The sequence below is a fragment of the Enterobacter sp. BNK-29 genome (assembly GCF_048684785.1).
Classification (GTDB): domain Bacteria; phylum Pseudomonadota; class Gammaproteobacteria; order Enterobacterales; family Enterobacteriaceae; genus Enterobacter; species Enterobacter cloacae_M.
On record NZ_JBLQTU010000001.1, the window covers coordinates 933,717 to 955,536 of the forward strand.

Annotated in this window: 20 protein-coding genes; 4 read left to right on the top strand and 16 right to left on the bottom strand. The window is 56.8% G+C overall.

Going from position 1 to position 21,820, the window contains the following annotated elements; translation table 11 throughout:
• Positions 1-4: 4 nt before the first annotated feature.
• The 6 genes from hscB to trmJ all read right to left on the bottom strand — a co-directional run bounded on the left by hscB (position 5) and on the right by trmJ (position 4,114).
• Positions 5-520 carry a co-chaperone HscB gene (gene hscB / locus ACMGGX_RS04295; protein WP_202770536.1) on the bottom strand — a complete coding sequence of 172 codons (516 nt, stop codon included), beginning with the start codon at positions 518-520 and terminating at the stop codon, positions 5-7.
• An 80-nt stretch (positions 521-600) separates the two neighbouring features.
• The gene (gene iscA / locus ACMGGX_RS04300; RefSeq protein ID WP_003860659.1) at positions 601-924 is read right to left on the bottom strand and encodes an iron-sulfur cluster assembly protein IscA; all 324 of its coding nucleotides are present in this window, start codon (positions 922-924) and stop codon (positions 601-603) included.
• 13 nt (positions 925-937) lie between these two features.
• Positions 938-1,324 (bottom strand): Fe-S cluster assembly scaffold IscU, encoded by a 387-nt coding sequence (gene iscU / locus ACMGGX_RS04305; RefSeq protein WP_003860661.1) that lies wholly within the window; start codon positions 1,322-1,324, stop codon positions 938-940.
• Between the two features lie 24 nt (positions 1,325-1,348).
• A complete protein-coding gene (gene iscS, locus ACMGGX_RS04310; RefSeq protein ID WP_008502157.1) occupies positions 1,349-2,563 on the bottom strand; it encodes a cysteine desulfurase in 1,215 nt (404 codons plus the stop codon).
• Positions 2,564-2,680: 117 nt separating this feature from the next.
• A complete protein-coding gene (gene iscR, locus ACMGGX_RS04315; RefSeq protein ID WP_023308826.1) occupies positions 2,681-3,172 on the bottom strand; it encodes a Fe-S cluster assembly transcriptional regulator IscR in 492 nt (163 codons plus the stop codon).
• Between the two features lie 216 nt (positions 3,173-3,388).
• Positions 3,389-4,114: a tRNA (cytosine(32)/uridine(32)-2'-O)-methyltransferase TrmJ gene (gene trmJ, locus ACMGGX_RS04320; protein WP_217071674.1), complete on the bottom strand. Its 726-nt coding sequence runs from the start codon at positions 4,112-4,114 to the stop codon at positions 3,389-3,391.
• Between the two features lie 131 nt (positions 4,115-4,245).
• Between trmJ and suhB the strand changes: the two genes are divergently transcribed.
• Entirely contained in the window at positions 4,246-5,049 is an 804-nt protein-coding gene (suhB, locus tag ACMGGX_RS04325) for an inositol-1-monophosphatase (RefSeq protein ID WP_023308828.1), read from the top strand.
• Between the two features lie 59 nt (positions 5,050-5,108).
• Here the strand turns inward: suhB and ACMGGX_RS04330 are convergent, their stop codons facing one another.
• Together ACMGGX_RS04330 and ACMGGX_RS04335 are read right to left on the bottom strand one after the other, a co-directional pair.
• Positions 5,109-6,089, bottom strand: a complete 981-nt coding sequence (locus ACMGGX_RS04330; protein ID WP_202770535.1) for a nickel/cobalt transporter — start codon at positions 6,087-6,089, stop codon at positions 5,109-5,111.
• Entirely contained in the window at positions 6,080-6,718 is a 639-nt protein-coding gene (locus ACMGGX_RS04335; RefSeq protein ID WP_420298093.1) for a DUF1007 family protein, read from the bottom strand. The genes ACMGGX_RS04330 and ACMGGX_RS04335 overlap by 10 nt, the downstream gene beginning before the upstream one ends.
• Positions 6,719-6,843: 125 nt before the next feature.
• On the opposite strand from ACMGGX_RS04335, the gene csiE reads away from it, so the two are divergent.
• A complete protein-coding gene (gene csiE / locus ACMGGX_RS04340; protein WP_023308831.1) occupies positions 6,844-8,121 on the top strand; it encodes a stationary phase inducible protein CsiE in 1,278 nt (425 codons plus the stop codon).
• Here the strand turns inward: csiE and ACMGGX_RS04345 are convergent.
• Together ACMGGX_RS04345 and ACMGGX_RS04350 are read right to left on the bottom strand one after the other, a co-directional pair.
• Positions 8,116-9,261 carry a 3-phenylpropionate MFS transporter gene (locus ACMGGX_RS04345; protein ID WP_008502163.1) on the bottom strand — a complete coding sequence of 382 codons (1,146 nt, stop codon included), beginning with the start codon at positions 9,259-9,261 and terminating at the stop codon, positions 8,116-8,118. The genes csiE and ACMGGX_RS04345 overlap by 6 nt on opposite strands.
• Before the next feature lie 116 nt (positions 9,262-9,377).
• Positions 9,378-9,869: a DUF2569 domain-containing protein gene (locus ACMGGX_RS04350; RefSeq protein ID WP_045355304.1), complete on the bottom strand. Its 492-nt coding sequence runs from the start codon at positions 9,867-9,869 to the stop codon at positions 9,378-9,380.
• Positions 9,870-10,018: 149 nt separating this feature from the next.
• On the opposite strand from ACMGGX_RS04350, the gene ACMGGX_RS04355 reads away from it, so the two are divergent.
• Positions 10,019-10,441, top strand: a complete 423-nt coding sequence (locus ACMGGX_RS04355; RefSeq protein WP_205915666.1) for a DoxX family protein — start codon at positions 10,019-10,021, stop codon at positions 10,439-10,441.
• Positions 10,442-10,495: 54 nt separating this feature from the next.
• On the opposite strand, the gene glyA is transcribed toward ACMGGX_RS04355, so the two are convergent.
• Positions 10,496-11,749, bottom strand: coding sequence for a serine hydroxymethyltransferase (gene glyA / locus ACMGGX_RS04360; protein WP_008502165.1), 1,254 nt, complete (start codon positions 11,747-11,749; stop codon positions 10,496-10,498).
• Between the two features lie 304 nt (positions 11,750-12,053).
• On the opposite strand from glyA, the gene hmpA reads away from it, so the two are divergent.
• Positions 12,054-13,244 carry an NO-inducible flavohemoprotein gene (gene hmpA / locus ACMGGX_RS04365; RefSeq protein ID WP_023308834.1) on the top strand — a complete coding sequence of 397 codons (1,191 nt, stop codon included), beginning with the start codon at positions 12,054-12,056 and terminating at the stop codon, positions 13,242-13,244.
• Positions 13,245-13,323: 79 nt separating this feature from the next.
• On the opposite strand, the gene glnB is transcribed toward hmpA, so the two are convergent.
• The 5 genes from glnB to purL all read right to left on the bottom strand — a co-directional run bounded on the left by glnB (position 13,324) and on the right by purL (position 21,637).
• The gene (gene glnB / locus ACMGGX_RS04370) at positions 13,324-13,662 is read right to left on the bottom strand and encodes a nitrogen regulatory protein P-II (RefSeq protein ID WP_003860685.1); all 339 of its coding nucleotides are present in this window, start codon (positions 13,660-13,662) and stop codon (positions 13,324-13,326) included.
• A 65-nt stretch (positions 13,663-13,727) separates the two neighbouring features.
• Positions 13,728-15,065, bottom strand: coding sequence for a two-component system response regulator GlrR (gene glrR, locus ACMGGX_RS04375; RefSeq protein WP_023308835.1), 1,338 nt, complete (start codon positions 15,063-15,065; stop codon positions 13,728-13,730).
• Positions 15,052-15,789, bottom strand: a complete 738-nt coding sequence (gene qseG / locus ACMGGX_RS04380; protein ID WP_023308836.1) for a two-component system QseEF-associated lipoprotein QseG — start codon at positions 15,787-15,789, stop codon at positions 15,052-15,054. The genes glrR and qseG overlap by 14 nt, the downstream gene beginning before the upstream one ends.
• 1 nt (position 15,790) lies before the next feature.
• Complete coding sequence (gene qseE / locus ACMGGX_RS04385; protein WP_045355302.1) at positions 15,791-17,218, bottom strand: two component system sensor histidine kinase QseE/GlrK; 1,428 nt, start codon at positions 17,216-17,218, stop codon at positions 15,791-15,793.
• A gap of 531 nt (positions 17,219-17,749) precedes the next feature.
• Positions 17,750-21,637: a phosphoribosylformylglycinamidine synthase gene (gene purL / locus ACMGGX_RS04390; protein ID WP_211137887.1), complete on the bottom strand. Its 3,888-nt coding sequence runs from the start codon at positions 21,635-21,637 to the stop codon at positions 17,750-17,752.
• Between the last annotated feature and the right edge of the window lie 183 nt (positions 21,638-21,820).

Below are 21,820 nucleotides of genomic sequence, written 5' to 3' on the forward strand. Positions count from 1 at the left end.
GAAATTAAAAATCGAGCAGCTTTTCTTCGAGTTGTTCAGCACTGCTTCGCAGTTTATCGAGAAAACGGAGTTTGCGCACAGTGTCTGCCGCCGCGTCCCAGGTCTCGTTGTTCAGTTGCTCCACCATCTGCTGATGGCGGGTATCGAACATGCCCTTCACGCGCGTGATGAAGCTTTCCAGACGCGCTTCGTCTTTGGCCTGTTCAATCTCATCCAGCTCTTCGCGAAGCTCCAGCTGTTCCATCAGAAACGCGGTGTCGCGCACGGTATGCTGTTCGCTCGCCAGATCGAAACCGTGGAGCGAGAGCAGGTACTCGGCACGGCTCAGCGGATGGCGCAGCGTCTGCCAGGCCTGGTTGATGGTCGCAGAGTGCGATACCGCAGCCAGCTGTTCTGCCTGAGAACCACTGGCGAATTTATCCGGGTGATACTGACGCTGAAGATCCTGAAAACGGATCGTCAGCGCCTGGAGATCAATTGGGTATTGAGCGGGTAGTCCGAAGAGAGTGAAGTAATCCATAACAATCTCAGGGGTAGCCTGTTAGAACAAACCCCACGCGTAGCGGGTAACGCCACGGTGGGGTTTCGGATGACGCGCGGTTAAACGTGGAAGCTTTCGCCGCAACCACACTCGTCTTTGACGTTCGGGTTCGTGAATTTGAACCCTTCGTTCAGGCCTTCTTTAACGAAGTCCAGCTGAGTGCCGTTGAGGAATTGCAGGCTTTTGCCATCGACCACCACCTTCACGCCCTTGTCTTCAAACACGGTGTCATCAGACGCCGGTTCATCAACAAACTCCAGTACGTAAGCCATACCAGAACAGCCGGAGGTACGTACGCCCAGTCGCAGGCCAAAGCCTTTACCACGGTTCGCCAGAAAAGAGCTTACTCGCGCGGCAGCGCTGTCGCTAAGGGTAATCGACATACTCAAACCTCAATTATTTTGCTTCACGTTTGCTTTTATAGTCCGCAATGGCGGCTTTGATCGCGTCTTCTGCCAGAATTGAACAGTGAATTTTCACCGGTGGCAGTTCGAGTTCTTCAGCAATATCGGTGTTCTTGATTGCCTGTGCTTCGTCCAGAGACTTGCCCTTCACCCATTCGGTAACCAGGGAGCTGGACGCGATAGCAGAACCGCAGCCGTAGGTCTTGAAGCGCGCGTCTTCAATGATACCTTCATTGTTGACTTTAATCTGCAACTTCATCACGTCGCCACACGCCGGTGCGCCAACCATGCCGCTACCGACAGATTCGTCGCTGTTGTCAAATGAACCAACGTTGCGCGGGTTCTCGTAATGATCGATGACTTTTTCGCTGTATGCCATGATTGAATTCTCCTTATGTACCGATTAGTGATGTGACCATTCAATGCTGTTCAGATCCACGCCCTGCTTGAACATTTCCCACAGTGGAGAAAGGTCGCGCAGACGGCCGATGGAGTTGCGAACCAGCTTGATGGTGTAGTCAATCTCTTCTTCGGTAGTGAAACGACCTAAAGAGAAACGGATAGAGCTGTGCGCCAGCTCGTCGGTCATGCCCAGCGCGCGCAGCACGTAGGATGGCTCCAGGCTTGCAGACGTACAGGCAGAACCGGAAGAAACGGCCAGGTCTTTCAGCGCCATGATCAGCGATTCGCCTTCAACATAGTTGAAGCTGACGTTGAGGATGTTCGGAGCGCCCTGCTCGAGATCGCCGTTCAGATACACTTCTTCCATATCTTTCACGCCGTCCCACAGACGGTTACGCAGCGTGCGCAGGCGCGCCATCTCGGTTTCCATCTCTTCTTTCGCAATGCGGTACGCTTCGCCCATGCCCACGATCTGGTGAACAGGCAGCGTACCGGAACGCATGCCGCGCTCGTGACCGCCGCCGTGCATCTGTGCTTCGATGCGGATACGCGGTTTACGACGAACGTACAGCGCGCCGATCCCTTTCGGGCCATAAATTTTGTGGCCGGAGAAGGACATCAGGTCCACTTTCAGCTGGCTCAGATCGATAGGCAGTTTGCCCACGCTCTGGGTCGCGTCAACGTGATAGATGATACCGCGCGCGCGGCACATTTCGCCGATGGTCGCGATGTCCTGAACGACGCCGATTTCGTTGTTAACGTGCATGATGGAAACCAGAATGGTGTCATCACGCATGGCCGCTTCGAGCTCTTTCAGGTCGATGATCCCGTTGCTCTGTGGCGCCAGGTAAGTCACTTCGTACCCTTCACGCTCCAGCTGGCGGCAGGTATCCAGCACGGCTTTGTGTTCGGTTTTGCTGGTGATGATGTGCTTGCCTTTTTTCTGATAAAAGTTGGCTGCACCTTTGATCGCCAGGTTGTCGGATTCGGTCGCACCGGAGGTGAATACAATCTCACGCGGGTCGGCACCCACCAGGTCGGCAATCTGATTACGGGCGATATCAACCGCCTCTTCAGCATGCCAGCCAAAACGGTGTGAACGGGAAGCTGGGTTACCAAAGTTTCCGTCCAGGGTCAGACACTGCATCATTTTCTCGGCAACACGCGGATCCACCGGCGTGGTTGCGGAGTAATCGAGATAAATCGGTAATTTCATTGCTCTTTAAACTCCGTACATCGCTTCAATGCAAGGAATCAGGCAACCGGCTGGATGTACGACCGAGTACGCGGGGCGTGACCGCCCCGGCCTGATTCTGAAATCTTTATCGTTTTATTACGCGCGCAGTTTGACGTCGATAGCGTCCTGCGCACGGGTGCTGCGTTGGGAATCCTGACCGTGCTGACGACCAGAGACATCCAGAACTTCCTGGTTATTGACCAGTTCACCCAGGGTGATGTTGTTCAGGAAGCCGGTGAGACGGTCGCTCAGATCGCGCCACAGCGCGTGGGTCAGGCATTTATCGCCGCCCTGGCAGCCGCCTTTACCCTGGCAACGGGTCGCGTCAACGGATTCGTCAACTGCGCTAATCACTTCACCAACTGCAATACTGCCCGCGTCTTTACCCAGCAGATAACCGCCGCCTGGGCCACGAACGCTGGAAACCAGTCCATTTTTACGCAGTCTGGAGAACAGCTGTTCCAGGTAAGAGAGGGAGATCCCTTGTCGTTCAGAAATATCAGCCAACGGAACCGGGCCCGCTTCGGAGTTGAGCGCAACGTCCAGCATCGCGGTCACGGCATAACGCCCTTTAGATGTCAGTCTCATGTCTTACTTAACCTCAAACTCGCCCCTGCCCGGGGTTTTTTATTGTAAAATGGGGGTATTGCATAGCAGGGCCAAGTCTGACATTCCTGACTAAAATGGTCAACTATTTACTTGACTGTTTTAGTCAGGTATTTAACGTTCCGTGCCTTCATAACCCAGGTGCGGCCTGATGCCCTCACCCTAGCCCTTTCCCGCGGGGAGAGGGGGAAATCGACACTACTCTTTATTCTTCTGCTCAATCGACGCCAGAATCCCGCGCAGGATGTTCAGCTCCTGGCTTTCCGGGCGTGCGCGGGTAAACATACGGCGCAGCTTGTTCATCACCTGGCCCGGGTGGCCTTCACGAATAAAGCCGGTTGAGAGCAGCGTCTGCTCCAGATGACCATAGAAGCGCTCAAGATCGTCCACCAGCGGGTAGGCCGTATCTTCTTTCTGTTCGACCGGTTTCTCCTGTGTCGCCAGCCACGCCATACGCACCTCATAGGCGATAACCTGCACCGCCATCGCCAGGTTCAGCGAGCTGTATTCCGGGTTCGCCGCGATGGCGACGTGATAGTGGCACTTCTGCAGCTCGTCGTTGGTCAGGCCAACGCGCTCGCGGCCAAACACCAGCGCAACCGGTGCCTGCTCCGCTTCTGAGACGCTTTTCAGGCCGCATTCGCGCGGGTCCAGCATCGGCCACGGCAGCGTGCGTGAACGCGCGCTGGTACCAACAACAAGGCTGCAGCCGGCCAGCGCTTCGTCAAGGGTATCGACGATCTGGGCGTTGCCGATCACGTCGCTGGCACCGGCCGCCAGGGCAATAGCCTGCGAGTCAGGTTTCACCAGCGGATTAACCAGCCACAGGTTCGTTAAGCCCATGGTTTTCATAGCGCGGGCAACGGAGCCCATGTTGCCGGTGTGCGATGTTTCGACCAGCACGATTCGAATGTTTTGCAGCATAATTTTTAATGTCTGAATTCAGCGTCTGAAGAATATTCCGGCATATTATCATAAACGGGAGACATAATCCGATCCCACTGCTATACTCTGCGCCGATTTTCCTGTTCTTTAACATCCAGTGAGAGAGACCGATGCATCCGATGCTGACCATCGCCGTGCGCGCAGCGCGCAAGGCGGGTAATGTAATTGCCAAACACTACGAAACGCCAGACTCCGTAGAAACCAGCCAGAAAGGCAGCAATGATTTCGTGACTAACGTCGATAAAGCCGCAGAAGCGATTATTATCGAAACGATCCGCAAATCTTACCCGCAGCACACCATCATCACCGAAGAAAGCGGTGAACATGAAGGTACCGATCAGGATGTTCAATGGGTTATCGATCCACTGGATGGCACCACCAACTTTGTTAAACGCCTGCCGCACTTCTCTGTGTCTATCGCAGTACGCATTAAAGGCCGTACTGAAGTCGCCGTTGTTTACGATCCAATGCGTAATGAACTGTTCACCGCTACCCGCGGTCAGGGCGCACAGCTGAACGGCTACCGTCTGCGCTGCAGCAACGCACGCGATCTGGACGGCACCATCCTGGCGACCGGTTTCCCGTTCAAGGCGAAACAGCACGCGACCACCTATATGAATATCCTGGGCAAACTGTTTACCGAATGCGCTGACTTCCGCCGCACCGGTTCTGCCGCGCTGGATCTGGCTTATGTAGCAACAGGCCGCGTTGACGGTTACTTCGAGCTGTCACTGAAGCCGTGGGACTTTGCTGCGGGCGAGCTGATCGCACGTGAAGCAGGCGCCATCGTGTGTGATTTCACCGGCGGCCATAACTATATGTCTACCGGCAACGTCGTTGCGGGTAACCCACGCGTTGTTAAAGCCATGCTGGCCAACATGCGTGATGAACTGAGCGATGCGCTGAAGCGTTAATCCAGTTAGTTAAGCCCGGTGGCGCTACGCTTACCGGGCCTACAAAATCCCTCAGTACGCTAGAAAGGCCGCAATCCCCTTCCCACCGGTACCGCGCTCATCCACATCGTCACCGCCGCCACCAGCAGAATCACCCCGCCCGCCAGCGCAAGCGTTGTCCACCCTACCTGTCGCCACAGCACCGGCGTTTTATTGCCGCTCAGTTTGACCGCCAGCTGACGGAAGCTGTGAACCAGCAGCGCTAAAGACGAAATGGTGAGAGACGTCCCTGCCGCCATCGCCAGCGCGGAAAGCATTCCCCAGCCAAACACGCCAATCACCTTACTGAACAGCAGCACCATGATGGCCCCCGAGCACGGGCGCATGCCCATCGAGAGAACAATCATCAGGCGCGCGCGCCAGTCGTCACCGCTCTGCAACTGTTCCTGCGTGGGCAAATGCTGATGCCCGCAGCCGCAGTTTTCATCATGAACGTGGTGCGGCGTAAAGGTTTTGAATTTCGGTTTTTGCAGCAGCACGCGCAGCTTTTTCAGCGCCCGCCAGCAGAGGATCAGCCCCAGCACGCCCACCAGCGCGTAGCTTCCCTTCTCCAGCCAGAAACTGCTCATGTGCAGCTGGCGCGCGGGAAGCTGCAGCAGCGAAAGCACGACCACGACGAGCGCAATCGCCACGCCGCCCTGAAGCAGCGAGGAGGCCAGCGTCAGCCCGATACTCGATTTCAGCTTCGACGGATGGGTGGCGAGCCAGGTCGTTATCACGATTTTGCCGTGCCCCGGCCCCAGCGCGTGCAGAACGCCATAGATAAAGCTGAACGCCAGCAGGGATCCGCCCGCTTTGGTCGGGTTCTCCGCCACCGCCTTCAGCAGACCGCTCATCTGCTGGTTGACCTCACGCTGCCAGACGATGCTTTTCATCATGACCTGCGGCCAGGCCTGCCATAGCCAGAGCGAACCGCAAACGGCTAGCAGGAGAAAGAGCGCCAGCGGCCAGAGGTGCAGCCAGCGGCGCGGTTTCCGAACCGGAGAAGAGATCACTGACATTGTAACGTCACCTCCTGCGCGAACTGTTTACCCAACTCCATGTCCTCAGGGGGTGCATCTTCTTTATCAAGCGAGACCGCAAAGTTCAGCGTCTCTTCGCTGGGTTTCGGGGTGTGAACGCCAATTTTGCAGTTTTTTTGCAGAGCGTCCGGCAATCGTACGTCGCCGTCTTTGTCATAGCGCATGTCGACATAGTAGGTAGGATCAAAGGTAGAAAAGCGGTACGTTTGCCCCGCCAGCAGCTGCGGATGCGCCAGCGGAAGCACAAACGTCAGCACCGCCTGATGCCCGTCACGCGTCATACCGTATTCCGTTGGCCGGTTCAGAAATTTGACCTTTTGCCCGTTGTGCCAGAATTCCGTGAAGTAATGCTGGCCGAGCACGTTGGCCATCACTTCCGCCGCCAGCTTTTTCCAGATTTCATCGCCGGGCTTCGCGTTTCCCGCATCATAGAGCAGATCGGCCGAGGTGATTTCATCCATCGTCCAGCGCATCTTCAGGCCGCTCAGCTGCGTGCCGTCGGTAACCAGCTCGGTCTGGAGGTCAATAAAACTGTGAGGGTGTGCGCTGGCGCTGAAGCTGATAACCGCCAAAAATAACGCCATCGCACTTTGTTTAACTGTTTGCATCAATTCCTCACGTCAAAAATTCTGTGATGTTCCCCAGCAATCCTGAGTGAAAGGCCTGCCGGCGCGCTTTTCAGCGCTCATCCTTTAGCTATTCTTATCAAACATTCACACTGGATACCCGACAGATGATGACGACGCTTGAAATTCCATCTGTGCTTTCCAGTTCGCAGCGCCGCTGCCAGGTGCTTTTGATGCTTTACCTGCCCGATGCTGCCGTCACCGCACAGAGCATAATTGCTGCCAACGGGGTGGACGACGCGATGGCACGGCAAGATATAGCCGAGACGCGCGATGAAATCCAGCGCTATCACCGGCTGGACATCGTCACGCACCACGACGGCAGCTACCGGATTGAAGGCACAGCCCTGAATCAGCGTTTATGCCTGCTGCACTGGCTGCGCCGGGCGCTGCGGCTTTGCCCGCAGTTTGTCTCGCACCAGTTTACCCCCGCATTAAAAACCGCGCTTAAACAACACGGCATTGCGCGGCCGCTTTACGACGATGCGAACCTGCGGGCGCTGATCGGCTTCTGCTCCCGCAAGCTGCAGCGCCAGTTTGAATGCCGCGACGTCCAGTTTTTACAGCTCTATCTGCAATACTGTCTTATTCAGCACCAGCTCGGGAATACGCCGCAGTTTTCTCACGTTCAGCGCAGCTGGACCCAGTCGAGAGGGGAGTATTTTACGGCCCAGGAGATCGTGCGTCACTGGAGACGTCGCGTGCCGCAGGGTGCGCACGGGGATGAACAGCTATTTCTGGCACTGCTGTTTATGATGCTCCGCACGCCCGATCCGGTGCTCGATAAACACCAGCAGGATCAGCGCCTGCGTCGGGCCATCGTGCGCATGGTCGCCCGTTTTCGCTCGCAGACCGGGATGAACTTCAGCGATGAACAAGGGCTGACCGATCAGCTGTATATCCATCTTGCTCAGGCGCTGGACCGCTCGCTGTTTGAGATCGGCATCGACAATAGCCTGCCGGAGGAGATCCATCGCCTCTATCCCCGGCTGTTACGCACCACAAAGGAAGCGCTGTTTGAGCTGGAGGCGGAGTTTGGGCTGCGTTTTTCAGATGAAGAGATGAGTCTTGTCGCGGTGATTTTCGGTGCCTGGCTGATGCAGGAGACCGATCTGCACGAAAAACAGGTGATCCTGCTGACGGGAGACGATAAAGCCACCGAGGACCTGATTGAACAGCAGCTTCGCGAGCTGACGCTGCTGCCGCTCAACATTCGCTATCTGACGCTGCAGGCTTTCCAGAAAGAGGGGGCACCGCGCGAAGCCGCGCTGGTTATCACCCCCTACCCTACCGTCCTGCCGCTATTCTCGCCGCCGCTGATACATGCCGTTGAGACATTGAACGCGCAGCAGCAAGAACATATTCGCGCCATGCTGGAATCATAGCGAGGCGCGAGCGGCCACTTTAGGGCGAACAACGATGGCGGGTAAGGCGACGAGCGCCATCACCCAGAAGACCCCATGCCCAAGATGCTGGTAGAGGAACCCCGCAAAGACCGTCATGATCGCGATACTGCCCCCCATCGCGACCGCCGAATAGACGGCCTGCAGGCGAATAACGTCTCCGCCCTCGCGCGCAGCGATATAGCGCATGGCCGCCAGATGGCACACGGTAAAGGTGCCGCAGTGAAGGATTTGCGCCACTATCAGCCACGGCAGATCGGTCGTCCAGCCCATAATCCCCCAGCGCGCCACGCCGCACACGGCGGAAAGCAGCAGCAGGTCTCGCGCGCCAAAGCGACGGAACAGCTTCTTGCTCAGGGCGAAGATAATGACTTCGGCCACTACCCCCAGCGACCACAGATAGCCCACTGCGGAAGCAGAGTATCCCGCCCCCTGCCAGTAGATGGCGCTGAACCCATAGTACGCCGCATGCGCTCCCTGTAGCAGACAGACACACGCCAGAAAACGCCAGCTCTGGGCCACCAGGCTCCGCCAGGCGGGCCAGCCTGCGCTCTCCTGATGGCGGCTTTCCCCCTGCGGCATCACCGACGGACGCAGCAGCATGCCCAGCAGCATTGAGGCAATACCGATACTCAGCAGGGCGAGAATGGCGCGGTAATCGTAAAGGCTGACCAGTTTGCCCACCAGCGCGGAACCAATCACAAAGGCAATAGAGCCCCACAGGCGCACGCGGCCGTAGTCCATGGTGATCTGCTTTTGCCAGGTGTTCGCCAGGGCATCCGTTAGCGGCACCAGCGGTGAGAAGAACAGGTTAAAGCCGACCATCACCACCATCAGCCAGGCAAACTGGTGGCTGACCCAGAAGCAGGCAACAAAGACCAGCGTCAGCAAAGCAAGAATACGCACGGCCTTGATTAGCAAGGAGGGATCGCTGACGCGCGGGGCAATCAGCAGGCTGCCGAGGAAACGCGCCACCAGCCCGGCCCCCAACAGGACACCGATAGTCTCAGGAGTCAGGCCGATACCCTTGAGCCAGACGCTCCAGAAAGGCAGAAAAATACCGTAGCTAAAGAAATAGGTGAAATAACTGAGCGCCAGCCAGCGCGTGGAATGCAAGACCATGAATCCCTCCCGAAATCGAGGCCATAGTCTGGCGTTAAATCAAAGCCTGCGCAAGCAACTATTAACAAGTGAATAACACGCACATTTCGCAGGGCCATCGCGGCCCTGCGAAACGTCTAGCGTACAAAGACCTGATTAATGCGTTTGGAAACCAGGAAGTAGGGGATCCAGATCGATGCGCCAACAATGGAGGAAAGCGCATTGCGAATATCAGCCGTATCCAGCCTTGCGTCGAAGAGCCAGGCAGGTATGCCCACAAAATAGAGCATAAAGACAACGCCCATTAAATAGTAGGGAATGATGATCTTACGGATACCCGACTTTCTTTTAAAGAAATACCAGCCTGCGGCCGCGGTTAGTGCCACATCAATTATCATTACCGCGATACCCACGGCCCCAAACAGGTTAATTCCCCCTGACTGGAAAAAGTGGAACATCGCCGCAAAGTAATTCCATGCTCCAATGGGCGTCATGATGAGGTTAATCACCAGGCCCGCCGCCGGGAGATAAAGCAGCCCGTTAATTTTCTTTTCGTCTGCACGCTCACACTGATTGCACAGCCCGGATTCTTTATTTGCCTCTTCTTGCTGACATGATATGCACTGCATAAATTTCCCTTGCTAAAGAAAAGAGACAATTTTACACGAAGTCTGAATTTAACATCACGCGAACGCCTGATTTATGAAGAAAAGCTGAATGGAAGACTATGGATTTGTGTATTAATTTTAGATTGGGTCCCCTGAAAAATGAGCCAGCTATGAACACTCTACGTTATTTAGATTTCGGTCAGTCACGTCACCTGCTGCTGCTGATTGGCCGCATCGCGCTTGTCGTGCTGTTTATTATCTTTGGTTATCCAAAACTGACGGGGTTTAGCGGCACCGTGCAATATATGACCTCGCTGGGTGCGCCGATGCCCATGCTGGCGGCCATTATTGCGGTGGTAATGGAAGTGCCTGCCGCTATCCTGATCGTCCTGGGCTTTTTCACCCGTCCTCTCGCGGTACTGTTTGTATTCTATACGCTGGGCACGGCGATTATCGGTCACCATTACTGGGATATGACCGGTGATGCGGTCGTGCCGAATATGATTAACTTCTATAAGAACGTCAGTATTGCTGGCGCCTTTATTTTGCTGGCGATTGTCGGACCTGGAGCCATTTCCCTCGATCGGCGTTAAGCCATAAAAAAAGGCCGCAAGCGCGGCCTTTTTTATTTCTGCCAGGCAGAGGAATTATGCGTATACCGGGAAGCGTGCGCAGATATCCAGAACTTTACCTTTGACGCGCTCGATTACCGCTTCGTCATTGATGTTGTCCAGAACGTCACACATCCAGCCAGCCAGCTCTTTCACTTCCGCTTCTTTGAAGCCGCGGCGAGTCACAGCCGGAGAACCGATACGGATACCGGAGGTCACGAACGGGCTCTTCGGATCGTTTGGCACGCTGTTTTTGTTCACGGTGATGTTGGCGCGGCCCAGGGCTGCGTCAGCTTCTTTACCGGTCAGGTTCTTATCAACCAGATCCAGCAGGAACAGGTGGTTTTCAGTACCGCCGGATACCACTTTGTAGCCACGATTCAGGAACACTTCCACCATCGCTTTGGCATTCTTAGCAACCTGCTGCTGATAAACCTTGAACTCTGGCTCCATCGCTTCTTTCAGCGCTACCGCTTTAGCCGCGATAACGTGCATCAGCGGGCCGCCCTGCGCGCTTGGGAATACGGCGGAGTTCAGTTTTTTGTACAGCTCTTCGTCACCGCCTTTCGCCAGGATCAGGCCACCGCGTGGACCCGCCAGGGTTTTGTGGGTGGTGGTGGTCACAACGTGAGCGTGTGGAACCGGGTTCGGGTAAACGCCAGCGGCAATCAGGCCCGCAACGTGCGCCATGTCGACGAACAGGTAAGCACCGATGCTGTCCGCAATTTCACGCATTTTTGCCCAGTCAACGATACCGGAGTAAGCGGAGAAGCCACCGATGATCATCTTCGGTTTGTGCTCTTTAGCCTGCTTCGCCATGTCTTCGTAGTCAATTTTACCGGACTCATCAATACCGTAAGGGATGATGTTGTACAGTTTGCCGGAGAAGTTAACCGGGGAGCCGTGAGTCAGGTGGCCGCCCTGTGCCAGGTTCATACCCAGAACGGTATCGCCCGGCTGCAGCAGCGCGGTGTAGACAGCGAAGTTAGCCTGAGAGCCAGAGTGCGGCTGCACGTTCGCGTAGTCAGCGCCAAAGAGTTCTTTCGCACGGTCGATAGCCAGCTGCTCAACGATATCAACGTACTCGCAACCACCGTAGTAGCGTTTACCCGGGTAACCTTCAGCATATTTGTTAGTCAGCTGAGAACCCTGCGCCTGCATGACGCGCGGGCTGGTGTAGTTTTCGGAGGCGATCAGTTCGATGTGCTCTTCCTGACGTACTTTTTCCTGCTCCATAGCCTGCCACAGTTCGGCATCATAATCGGCAATGTTCATTTCACGCTTTAACATCCGCATCTCCTGACTCAGCTAACAAGTAAATTTTGGCCTGAAAAGGCAGTCCTGTTGGACAACGGGCAACAGTATAACTGATTAGTTCTGTGATAACAGGTCTTGACAAACGATTTTACGCAAACGTTTTCCTACCCGCCACGCAAGGGTTTGAGGAATAAAGCTCTCGGTCTTTCCAGCGGATTTCTTTTCAGGTTTGTGATGCATATTTTTCATCATGCAAAGAACCATTTACAACGCAGGGGTATTTTTTATAAGATGCATTTAAAATACATCATTAAAGTCACATCAGAAGGATGCGCTCATGCTCGACGCTCAAACCATCGCTACCGTTAAAGCCACCATTCCCCTGCTGGTGGAAACCGGCCCTAAACTCACCGCCCATTTCTACGATCGCATGTTCACGCACAACCCGGAGCTCAAAGAAATTTTCAACATGAGCAACCAGCGTAACGGCGATCAGCGCGAAGCGCTTTTCAACGCCATCGCGGCCTACGCCAGCAATATTGAAAACCTGGCGGCACTGCTGCCCGCGGTGGAAAAAATCGCACAGAAGCACACCAGCTTCCAGATCCAGCCCGAGCAGTACAACATTGTGGGTGGCCACCTGCTGGCAACGCTGGACGAGATGTTCAGCCCGGGCCAGGAGGTGCTGGACGCTTGGGGGAAAGCCTACGGCGTGCTGGCAAACGTGTTTATCAACCGCGAAGCGCAGATCTACAGCGAAAATGCCAGCAAGAACGGCGGCTGGGAAGGCACGCGCGCCTTCCGCATCGTTGAGAAAACGCCGCGCAGCGCGCTGATTACCAGCTTTGAATTTGAGCCAGTGGACGGACAGCCGGTTGCCGATTACCAGCCGGGCCAGTATCTGGGCGTGTGGCTGAAGCCTGAAGGTTTCCCGCATCAGGAGATCCGCCAGTATTCTCTTACCCGCAAGCCAAACGGCAAAGGCTACCGCATTGCGGTGAAGCGTGAGGACGGCGGTCAGGTATCCAACTGGCTTCACAGCGAAGCTAACGTGGGCGACGTGGTTCATCTGGCCGCGCCGGCGGGCGATTTCTTCATGGCCGTAGAAGCGAATACCCCGGTTACGCTGATCTCTGCGGGCGTCGGCCAAACGCCAATGCTGGCGATGCTCGATACGCTGGCGAAAGCCAACCACGGTGCGCAGGTCAACTGGTTCCACGCTGCGGAAAACGGTGACGTGCACGCCTTTGCCGATGAAGTGAAAACGCTCGGGGCGTCCCTGCCGCGTTTCACCGCGCACACCTGGTATCGCCTGCCGACGGATGCAGACCGCGCGGCCGCACGGTTTGACAGCGAAGGTCTGATGAATTTAAGCCTGATGGAAGGGGCGTTTAGCGCGCCGGACATGCAGTTCTACGTCTGCGGGCCGGTGGCGTTTATGCAGTATGCCGCGAAGCAGCTGGTGGAGCTGGGTGTGAACAAAGACAACATTCATTATGAATGTTTCGGGCCCCATAAGGTGCTGTAATGAAAAAGCCCCTCGTTCGAGGGGCTTTTTTTTCGCCGGGTGGTTGCACCTTACCCGGCCTACAAAACCGTTGGCATTGTTAAATCGCGGCGTCGTCTTCTTCGCCGGTACGGATACGGATCACGCGCGCCACGTCAAAGACGAAGATTTTACCGTCGCCGATTTTGCCCGTCTGCGCCGTGCGGATAATGGTATCCACGCAGGTATCGACGATATCGTCGCTGACCACGATTTCAATTTTTACTTTCGGCAGAAAGTCGACCATGTACTCTGCGCCACGGTAAAGCTCGGTGTGGCCCTTCTGACGACCAAAACCTTTCACTTCCGTCACGGTCATCCCGGTGATGCCGACTTCCGCCAGCGCTTCACGCACGTCATCCAGTTTGAAAGGTTTAATAATCGCATCAATCTTTTTCATGGTGGGTCCTTAAACTCTTGCCTGTAAGCTGCCTCGTAATCGATTGCTCACAGTACCATACGGCATTACTCTTTAAAATCGTTTGCTTCCAGCTCGTGGCGCGACAGCAGCTTGTAGAACTCGGTGCGGTTGCGTCCGGCCATGCGCGCCGCGTGGGTCACGTTGCCTTTAGTGATCTGCAATAGCTTGCGCAGATAGTTCAGCTCGAACTGATTCCGCGCTTCCGCAAACGTCGGCAGGGCCGTGTTTTCCCCTTCCAGCGCCTGCTCCACCAGCGCATCGCTGATCACCGGTGAAGAGGTCAGCGCCACGCACTGCTCAATCACGTTCACCAGCTGGCGCACGTTACCCGGCCAGCCTGCGGCCATCAGCCGCTTCATCGCGTCGGTGGAAAATGCGCGCACGAACGGTTTATGGCGATCGGCCGCCTGGCGCAAAAGATGGTTCGCCAGCAGCGGAATGTCTTCCGCACGCTCCGCCAGCGCCGGGATCTTCAGATTCACCACGTTCAGACGGTAGTAGAGATCTTCGCGAAACTCGTTGCGCGCCATCACTTTTGGCAGGTCGCGGTGGGTAGCGGAAATAATGCGCACATTGATATCGATATCGCGATTGCTGCCCAGCGGGCGAACTTTTCGCTCCTGCAATACGCGCAGCAGTTTGACCTGCAGCGGCGCGGGCATGTCGCCAATCTCGTCCAGGAACAGCGTGCCCCCTTCCGCGGCCTGGAACAGCCCTTCCCGGCTGCTCACCGCGCCGGTGAATGCGCCGCGGGCGTGACCAAACAGTTCAGATTCGAGCAGCTGTTCCGGAAGCGCGCCGCAGTTAATGGCGATAAAGGCATTTTTACTGCGCGGGCTGGCGTTATGGATCGCCTGCGCCAGGATCTCTTTCCCGGTTCCGCTCTGGCCGTTGATGAGCACGCTGACGTCGGACTGCGCCACCATCCGGGCCTGTTCAAGCAGACGAAGCATAATCGGGCTGCGGGTGACGATGGACTCCCGCCACGCTTCATCCCCCGCCGGGGCGGCGTGTTCCAGCGCGCTGTCGATAGCCTTATAAAGCGCATCTTTGTCCACCGGCTTGGTCAGGAAACTGAAGACCCCCTGCTGCGTCGCGGCAACCGCATCGGGGATCGACCCGTGCGCCGTCAGGATAATCACGGGCATACCCGGCTGCTGCTTCTGGATCTCCGCGAACAGCTGCAGGCCATCCATTTCGTCCATCCGCAGGTCGCTTATCACCAGATCGATTTTCTCGCGGCTGAGGATCTTCAGTCCTTCCAGCCCGCTTTCAGCGGTCACGACGCTGTAGCCTTCGCTCACCAGACGCATCCCCAGCAGCTTTAACAGTCCGGGATCGTCATCCACCAGTAAAAGATGGGCAGGTTTACGGCTCGTCATGCTTCACATCCTCTTGTTTCGGCGTATCGCTGTCCGGTGCAGCGGATGAACTCCCCGGCTGATATTTACGCGACGAGAGCTGCCTTTCGATATCCGTCAGGTTTTCCAGCTTGCGCGTCGTGGTATCCAGCTGCGTACGTAAATGTTGCTGCTGTTGGCGCAGCGTATCAAGCTCGCTGTCGGTTGACTGCTGCAGCTTGCTGTAGCGGGAGCGCTCTTCAGACAGCTGAAGCTGTAATGTCTGCCCATCGCGCCAGAGCTGGTATACCGGGCGTACCTGCACGGGAAGATTGACTACAAACGTGTCCAGCCGGGTCACATTGACGCGACGTTCAACGGGGGTGATTTTCGCATCTGCGAGTAAAATCCCGCGCTTGAAAGCGTCCTGCCAGGTGTCGTCATCCAGCATCGCCGCCTTCGAGCGGGCGTCTACCGGCGCAAGACGCTGGGCACAATCTATTCCGCGCAGCCAGAACAGCGGGTTGCTTTCAACGTCATGTCCTGACAGGTTCCAGATGTCGTCGCAGCGGGTTGAGAGGAAATCTGCCAGCTGGTTATCGGGCCATTTATCTTCTTGTTTATCGCTAATTGCACTTTGTGGCGCATGGGAAACACACCCTGCCAGAAACAAACAGGGCAGGCTCAGGCGAAGCGTGTTGCAGGAAAACACCGCGCGTACGGCGCGGAAAAAGACGTGTGACATACTCACCAGACATAGATTCATTTTATTGATTTTTCCGGCTCACGGGCAGTTCGATACGGAAGCAAACATCTGAACGTTCGTCCGCGGCAATGTTTAGCTCACCCTGCATGCGTCGTATGCAGTCCCGGGCGATGCTCAAGCCCAGACCGCTTCCTTTAACCGCGCCTTTCCGCTGATGACTCCCCTGGAAAAAGGGTTCGAAGATCATGGTTTTTTCGTCATCGGGGATCGGGGTGCCGGTGTTTGCGACGTCAATAAACACCCGTGAACCATTCGTATTACTTCGGATATAAATGTTACCGGATTCAGTACCATAGTGCACCGCATTGGAGTAAAGATTATCCAGAACGCTCATCAGCAGCATGGGTTCAGCCAGGCACGCAGGCGCATTCAGCTCGACGCCGGTATGCATCATTTTAGCTCTTGCTGGCAAGCTGTGGGCGGAGATCACCATATCCACCAGCGGCTCAATTTCAACGTTTTCCAGTACGACCGCCCCGTCAGCCAGCTTGCGGTTGTAATCCAGCAGTTGCTCAATTAGCTTTTGCAGATTGCGGCTGCTGTTATCCAGGATCTCGACAATTTCTTTCTGTTCTGGCGTAAGGGGCCCGGCCACTTCGTCCGCCAGCAGCTCCGTCCCTTCGCGCATGCTGGCCAGCGGCGTTTTAAGCTCATGAGAGATATGGCGCAGGAACTGATGGCGCTGTGATTCGAGCCACGCCAGGCGCTCGGACAGCCAGATAATGCGCTGGCCTACGGATCGCAGCTCGCGCGGACCTTTAAAGGCGACCGTATCCCCGAGCGATTTCCCCTCCCCCAGACGGTTGATCATACGCTGAATGCCCTTCACCGGGCCGATGATCATGCGGGTAAAAAGCAGAACCAGCCCCAGGCTCACCAGGAACAGCACCAGCGCCTGCCAGCCGAAGAACTGGCCGCGCTCGGCAATCTCCTGCTGGAGCTGCTGGCCGCGAGAGAAAATCACCGCGCGCGTTGACTGCACCATCTCGGTGTTGGCGCTGGCAAAAGCTTCGAGGCGCGCGGCGGCGGCGGCATCCGGGCCGCTGTTGCTGCACTGCAGCTGCGCGAGATCGTTCAAATCCTGACGTAACGCCTGATACAGCTTGTCGTCAGGCAAAACCCCCGCATGAGCGTCCAGCATTTCGCTGTAGCGTTTACGCTGACTCTGATAAACCTTTTCCAGCGTCCGATCGTCAAGCACGCAATACTGACGATAGCTACGCTCCATCTCCAGCGCGGCGTTGGTCATTGCTTCACTGCGTCTGGCGTCGATAAGCGTCGTACGGTTGGTCAAAGCCGCCTGCGCGCTCAGCGCGTTCAGGCTTTGCCACGCCTGCCAGGCAAGGATCAGCAGCGGCAGCAGGATCAGCAGGAAGGCCATCATGACGAGCTGCCGCAGGGAGCGGGGGAAAACGGGCCAGCGTTTCAACGCATTACTCTCTTAATGGGGATTTACGCAGAGCGTAACTGAGTCTGCCCTTCAGATACAACAAAGCCGGGTAAAAACCCGGCTTTGTCATGGAATGAGGCGGTGCCTAACTCGACGTTTCGCCCTGGCCTGATAAAGCATCGCTATGATCAGTAGTTGGACGGCAGGCACCTTTTTGTGCGTCATTCGAAGTTTATGTAGCGCGTCCCGAAGGGGCTGACATAAGAAGGTGAATGAGCCACTGGTTAATATTATGCAACACCCGTGCCAGAATGCAAAACAAAATATTAACAGTTTGAAATATATGAGTTTTACTCGTTTAGCCTGTTAATTATCGGTTGAATGATTTCCAGGCTAAGTGTCGCTATTAAGCAACACCTTAACGGGAACCTTTACTGCCATATATAAATCAACGAGTTAAATGTCGCCTTTTGGAGACAGTTGAATTACGGGTCTGTCGCGTAATTGCGACACAAATAAAAAAGCCCGGTCGAGCTCGCGCTTACCGGGCCTACAGGTACTGCCTAAAACTTAACCCAACTGCTTACGCGCGTTGCGGAAGATACGCATCCACGGGCTGTCCTCGCCCCAGTTTTCCGGGTGCCAGGAATTGCTCACGGTACGGAATACGCGTTCCGGGTGCGGCATCATGATGGTCGCGCGACCGCTTTCGCTGGTCACCGCCGTAATACCGTTGGCGGAGCCGTTCGGGTTAGCCGGGTAGGTTTCTGTCACCTTGCCGAAGTTATCGACAAAGCGCAGCGCCACCAGGCCTTTGCTCTCAAGCTGAGCCAGATGCGCAGCATCACGCACTTCTACCTGACCTTCACCGTGGGAAACGGCGATTGGCATCTGTGAACCGACCATCCCCTGCAGCAGCAGAGACGGGCTTTGGGTCACTTCCACCAGGCTGAAGCGCGCCTCGAAGCGGTCAGACTGGTTGCGCACAAAGCGCGGCCAGGCTTCGCTGCCCGGGATCAGCTCGCGCAGGTTAGACATCATCTGACAGCCGTTACACACGCCCAGCGCCAGGGTCTGCGGACGGTGGAAGAAGGTTTCGAACTCGTCGCGCACGCGGCTGTTGAACAGGATGGACTTCGCCCAGCCTTCGCCCGCGCCCAGCACGTCGCCGTAGGAGAAGCCGCCGCACGCCACCAGCGCCTGGAAATCTTCCAGACCGGTACGTCCGGCCAGCAGATCGCTCATGTGGACATCGATAGCGTCAAAGCCCGCGCGGTGGAAGGCAGCCGCCATCTCAACGTGGGAGTTGACGCCCTGCTCGCGCAGCACGGCCACTTTAGGACGCGCGCCGGTCGCAATGTACGGCGCGGCGATGTCTTCGTTAATGTCGAAAGAGAGCTTCACGTTCAGGCCTGGATCCTGGTCATTCGCTTTCGCGTTATGCTCCTGATCGGCACATTCCGGGTTATCACGCAGGCGCTGCATCTGCCAGGTGGTTTCCGCCCACCACATGCGCAGCGTGGTGCGGCTTTCGCTGAACACCGCGTGACCGTCTGCTTCAATGACGAAGCGGTCGCCCTGAACGGCTTTACCCAGATAGTGCACGCAGTCTGCCAGACCGTGCTTCGCCAGAATCGCTTCAACCGCGTCGCGATCCGCCGCACGCACCTGAATCACGGCGCCCAGCTCTTCGTTGAACAGCGCCGCCAGACGGTCTTCGCCAAGCGTCGCAATGTTCGCTTCCACGCCACAGTGGCCGGTGAAGGCCATCTCTGCCAGGGTCACCAGCAGGCCGCCGTCGGAACGGTCGTGGTAGGCCAGCAGCTTACGCTGCGCCACCAGCGCCTGAATCGCGTCGTAGAAGCCTTTCAGCTGCGCCACGTCACGCACGTCGGCTGGCTTATCGCCGAGCTGGCGGTAAACCTGCGCCAGCGCGGTGGCACCCAGCGCGTTGTGACCTTTACCCAGGTCAATCAGCAGCAGGGCGTTGTCTTCGGTCGCAAGCTGCGGCGTAACGGTGTGACGCACGTCTTCCACTCGGGCAAATGCGGTGATCACCAGCGACAGCGGAGAGGTCATCTCGCGCTGCTCGCTGCCTTCCTGCCAGCGGGTTTTCATCGACATAGAGTCTTTGCCCACCGGAATGGTCAGGCCGAGGGCAGGACACAGCTCCTCGCCCACCGCTTTCACGGCTTCATACAGGCCAGCATCTTCGCCAGGGTGGCCGGCAGCGGCCATCCAGTTGGCGGAAAGCTTGATACGTTTTATATCGCCAATCTGCGTCGCGGCGATGTTGGTCAGCGCTTCACCGACCGCCAGACGGGCAGAAGCAGCGAAGTCCAGCAGCGCCACCGGGGTACGTTCGCCGAGAGCCATCGCTTCGCCGTAGTAGCTGTCGAGGCTCGCGGTGGTCACGGCGCAGTTAGCGACCGGGATCTGCCACGGACCGACCATCTGGTCGCGCGATACCATACCGGTCACGGTGCGGTCGCCGATGGTCACCAGGAAGGTTTTCTCTGCCACAGCAGGCAGGTGCAGCACGCGGTTGACCGCTTCTGCCACGGTGATGCCCTGGCGATCCAGCGCTTTGCCCGCCGCTTTACGGGTGGTTACGTCGCGGGTCATCTTCGGCGTTTTACCGAGCAGAACGTCGAGCGGCAAATCGATTGGCTGGTTGTCAAAGTGGGTGTCGCTTAAGGAAAGGTGCTGCTCTTCGGTCGCTTCACCGATGACGGCATACGGCGCGCGCTCGCGGCGGCACAGCTCGTCAAACAGCGGCAGCTGGTCGGCAGCAACCGCCAGCACGTAGCGCTCCTGGGATTCGTTACACCAGATTTCCAGCGGGCTCATGCCCGGCTCATCGCTCAGGATATCGCGCAGGTTGAAACGCCCGCCGCGACCGCCGTCGCTCACCAGCTCCGGCATGGCGTTGGACAAACCGCCCGCGCCCACGTCGTGGATGAAGAGGATCGGGTTGGCATCGCCCAGCTGCCAGCAGCGGTCGATCACTTCCTGGCAGCGGCGCTCCATCTCAGGGTTGTCGCGCTGCACGGAGGCGAAGTCGAGATCCGCGTCAGACTGGCCGGAGGCCATAGAAGAGGCCGCTCCGCCGCCCAGACCGATGTTCATCGCCGGGCCGCCCAGTACGATCAGCTTCGCGCCGACGACGATCTCGCCTTTCTGCACGTGATCGGCACGGATGTTGCCGATCCCGCCCGCCAGCATGATCGGTTTGTGGTAGCCGCGCAGCTCTTCGCCGTTGTGGCTATCCACTTTCTCTTCATAGGTACGGAAGTAACCGTTCAGCGCCGGACGACCAAATTCGTTGTTAAACGCCGCGCCGCCCAGCGGGCCTTCGGTCATGATATCCAGGGCGGTCACGATGCGCTCTGGCTTGCCGAAATCTTCTTCCCACGGCTGTTCAAAGCCCGGGATACGCAGGTTAGAGACGGAGAAACCGACAAGACCCGCTTTAGGTTTAGCGCCACGACCGGTCGCACCTTCATCACGGATTTCACCGCCGGAGCCGGTCGCCGCGCCCGGCCACGGGGAGATCGCCGTCGGGTGGTTGTGGGTTTCCACTTTCATCAGGATATGCGCGGGCTCCTGATGGAAATCATAGCGCCCTGCTTCGCGATCGGCGAAGAAGCGGCCCACCTCGGAACCTTCCATTACCGCGGCGTTGTCCTTATAGGCAGACAGCACGTGGTCAGGGGTTTGCTCCATGGTGTTTTTGATCATTTTGAACAGCGACTTCGGCTGCTGTTCGCCGTCAATAATCCAGTCGGCGTTGAAAATCTTGTGGCGGCAGTGCTCAGAGTTAGCCTGCGCGAACATGTAGAGTTCGATGTCGTTCGGGTTACGGTTGAGCTTAACAAACGCATCCTGAAGATAGTCAATTTCGTCTTCTGCCAGTGCCAGGCCGAGACGCAGGTTGGCGTCAATCAGCGCCTGACGGCCCTGTCCCAGCAGGTCTACGCTCTGTACCGGCGCAGGCTGATGGTGAGAGAAAAGCTTCTGCGCGTCATCGAGAGAGGCAAATACGCTCTCCATCATGCGATCGTGCAGTTCAGCCGCAACCGCCTGCCACTGCGCGTCGCTCAGGGTAGAGGCTTCCACGTAGTACGCCACGCCGCGTTCCAGACGGTTAATCTGGTTCAGGCCACAGTTGTGGGCGATGTCGGTGGCTTTGGAAGACCAGGGGGAGATGGTGCCCGGACGAGGCGTCGCAAGGATCAGTTTGCCGGTTGGCGTATGGCTGCTCAGGCTTGGGCCATACTTGAGCAGGCGTTCCAGCTGTACGCGCTCCTCTGCATTCAGGGGGGCATTCAGGTCAGCAAAATGGACATACTCAGCGTAAATATTGCTTACCGGAAGGTCGGCCGCCTGAAAACGTGCCAGCAGTTTAGTGATACGGAAGGCAGACAGTGCAGGCGAACCACGCAGAATTTCCATCATAAGTCTCTCGTCTTCGAAGCGCCGGGGCGCTTACAGTGTGCGCAAGGGGGGAAAACGGGCGTCATTATAGAGAATCCTGAGCGCCGACGAAACCGTTTGCGTCGAAATAAAATTTGCACAGAGATTTAACAATAGATGTGACCTGTCTCTCTAATTGGTTGCCAAGTGGCGCAAGTTTACGCA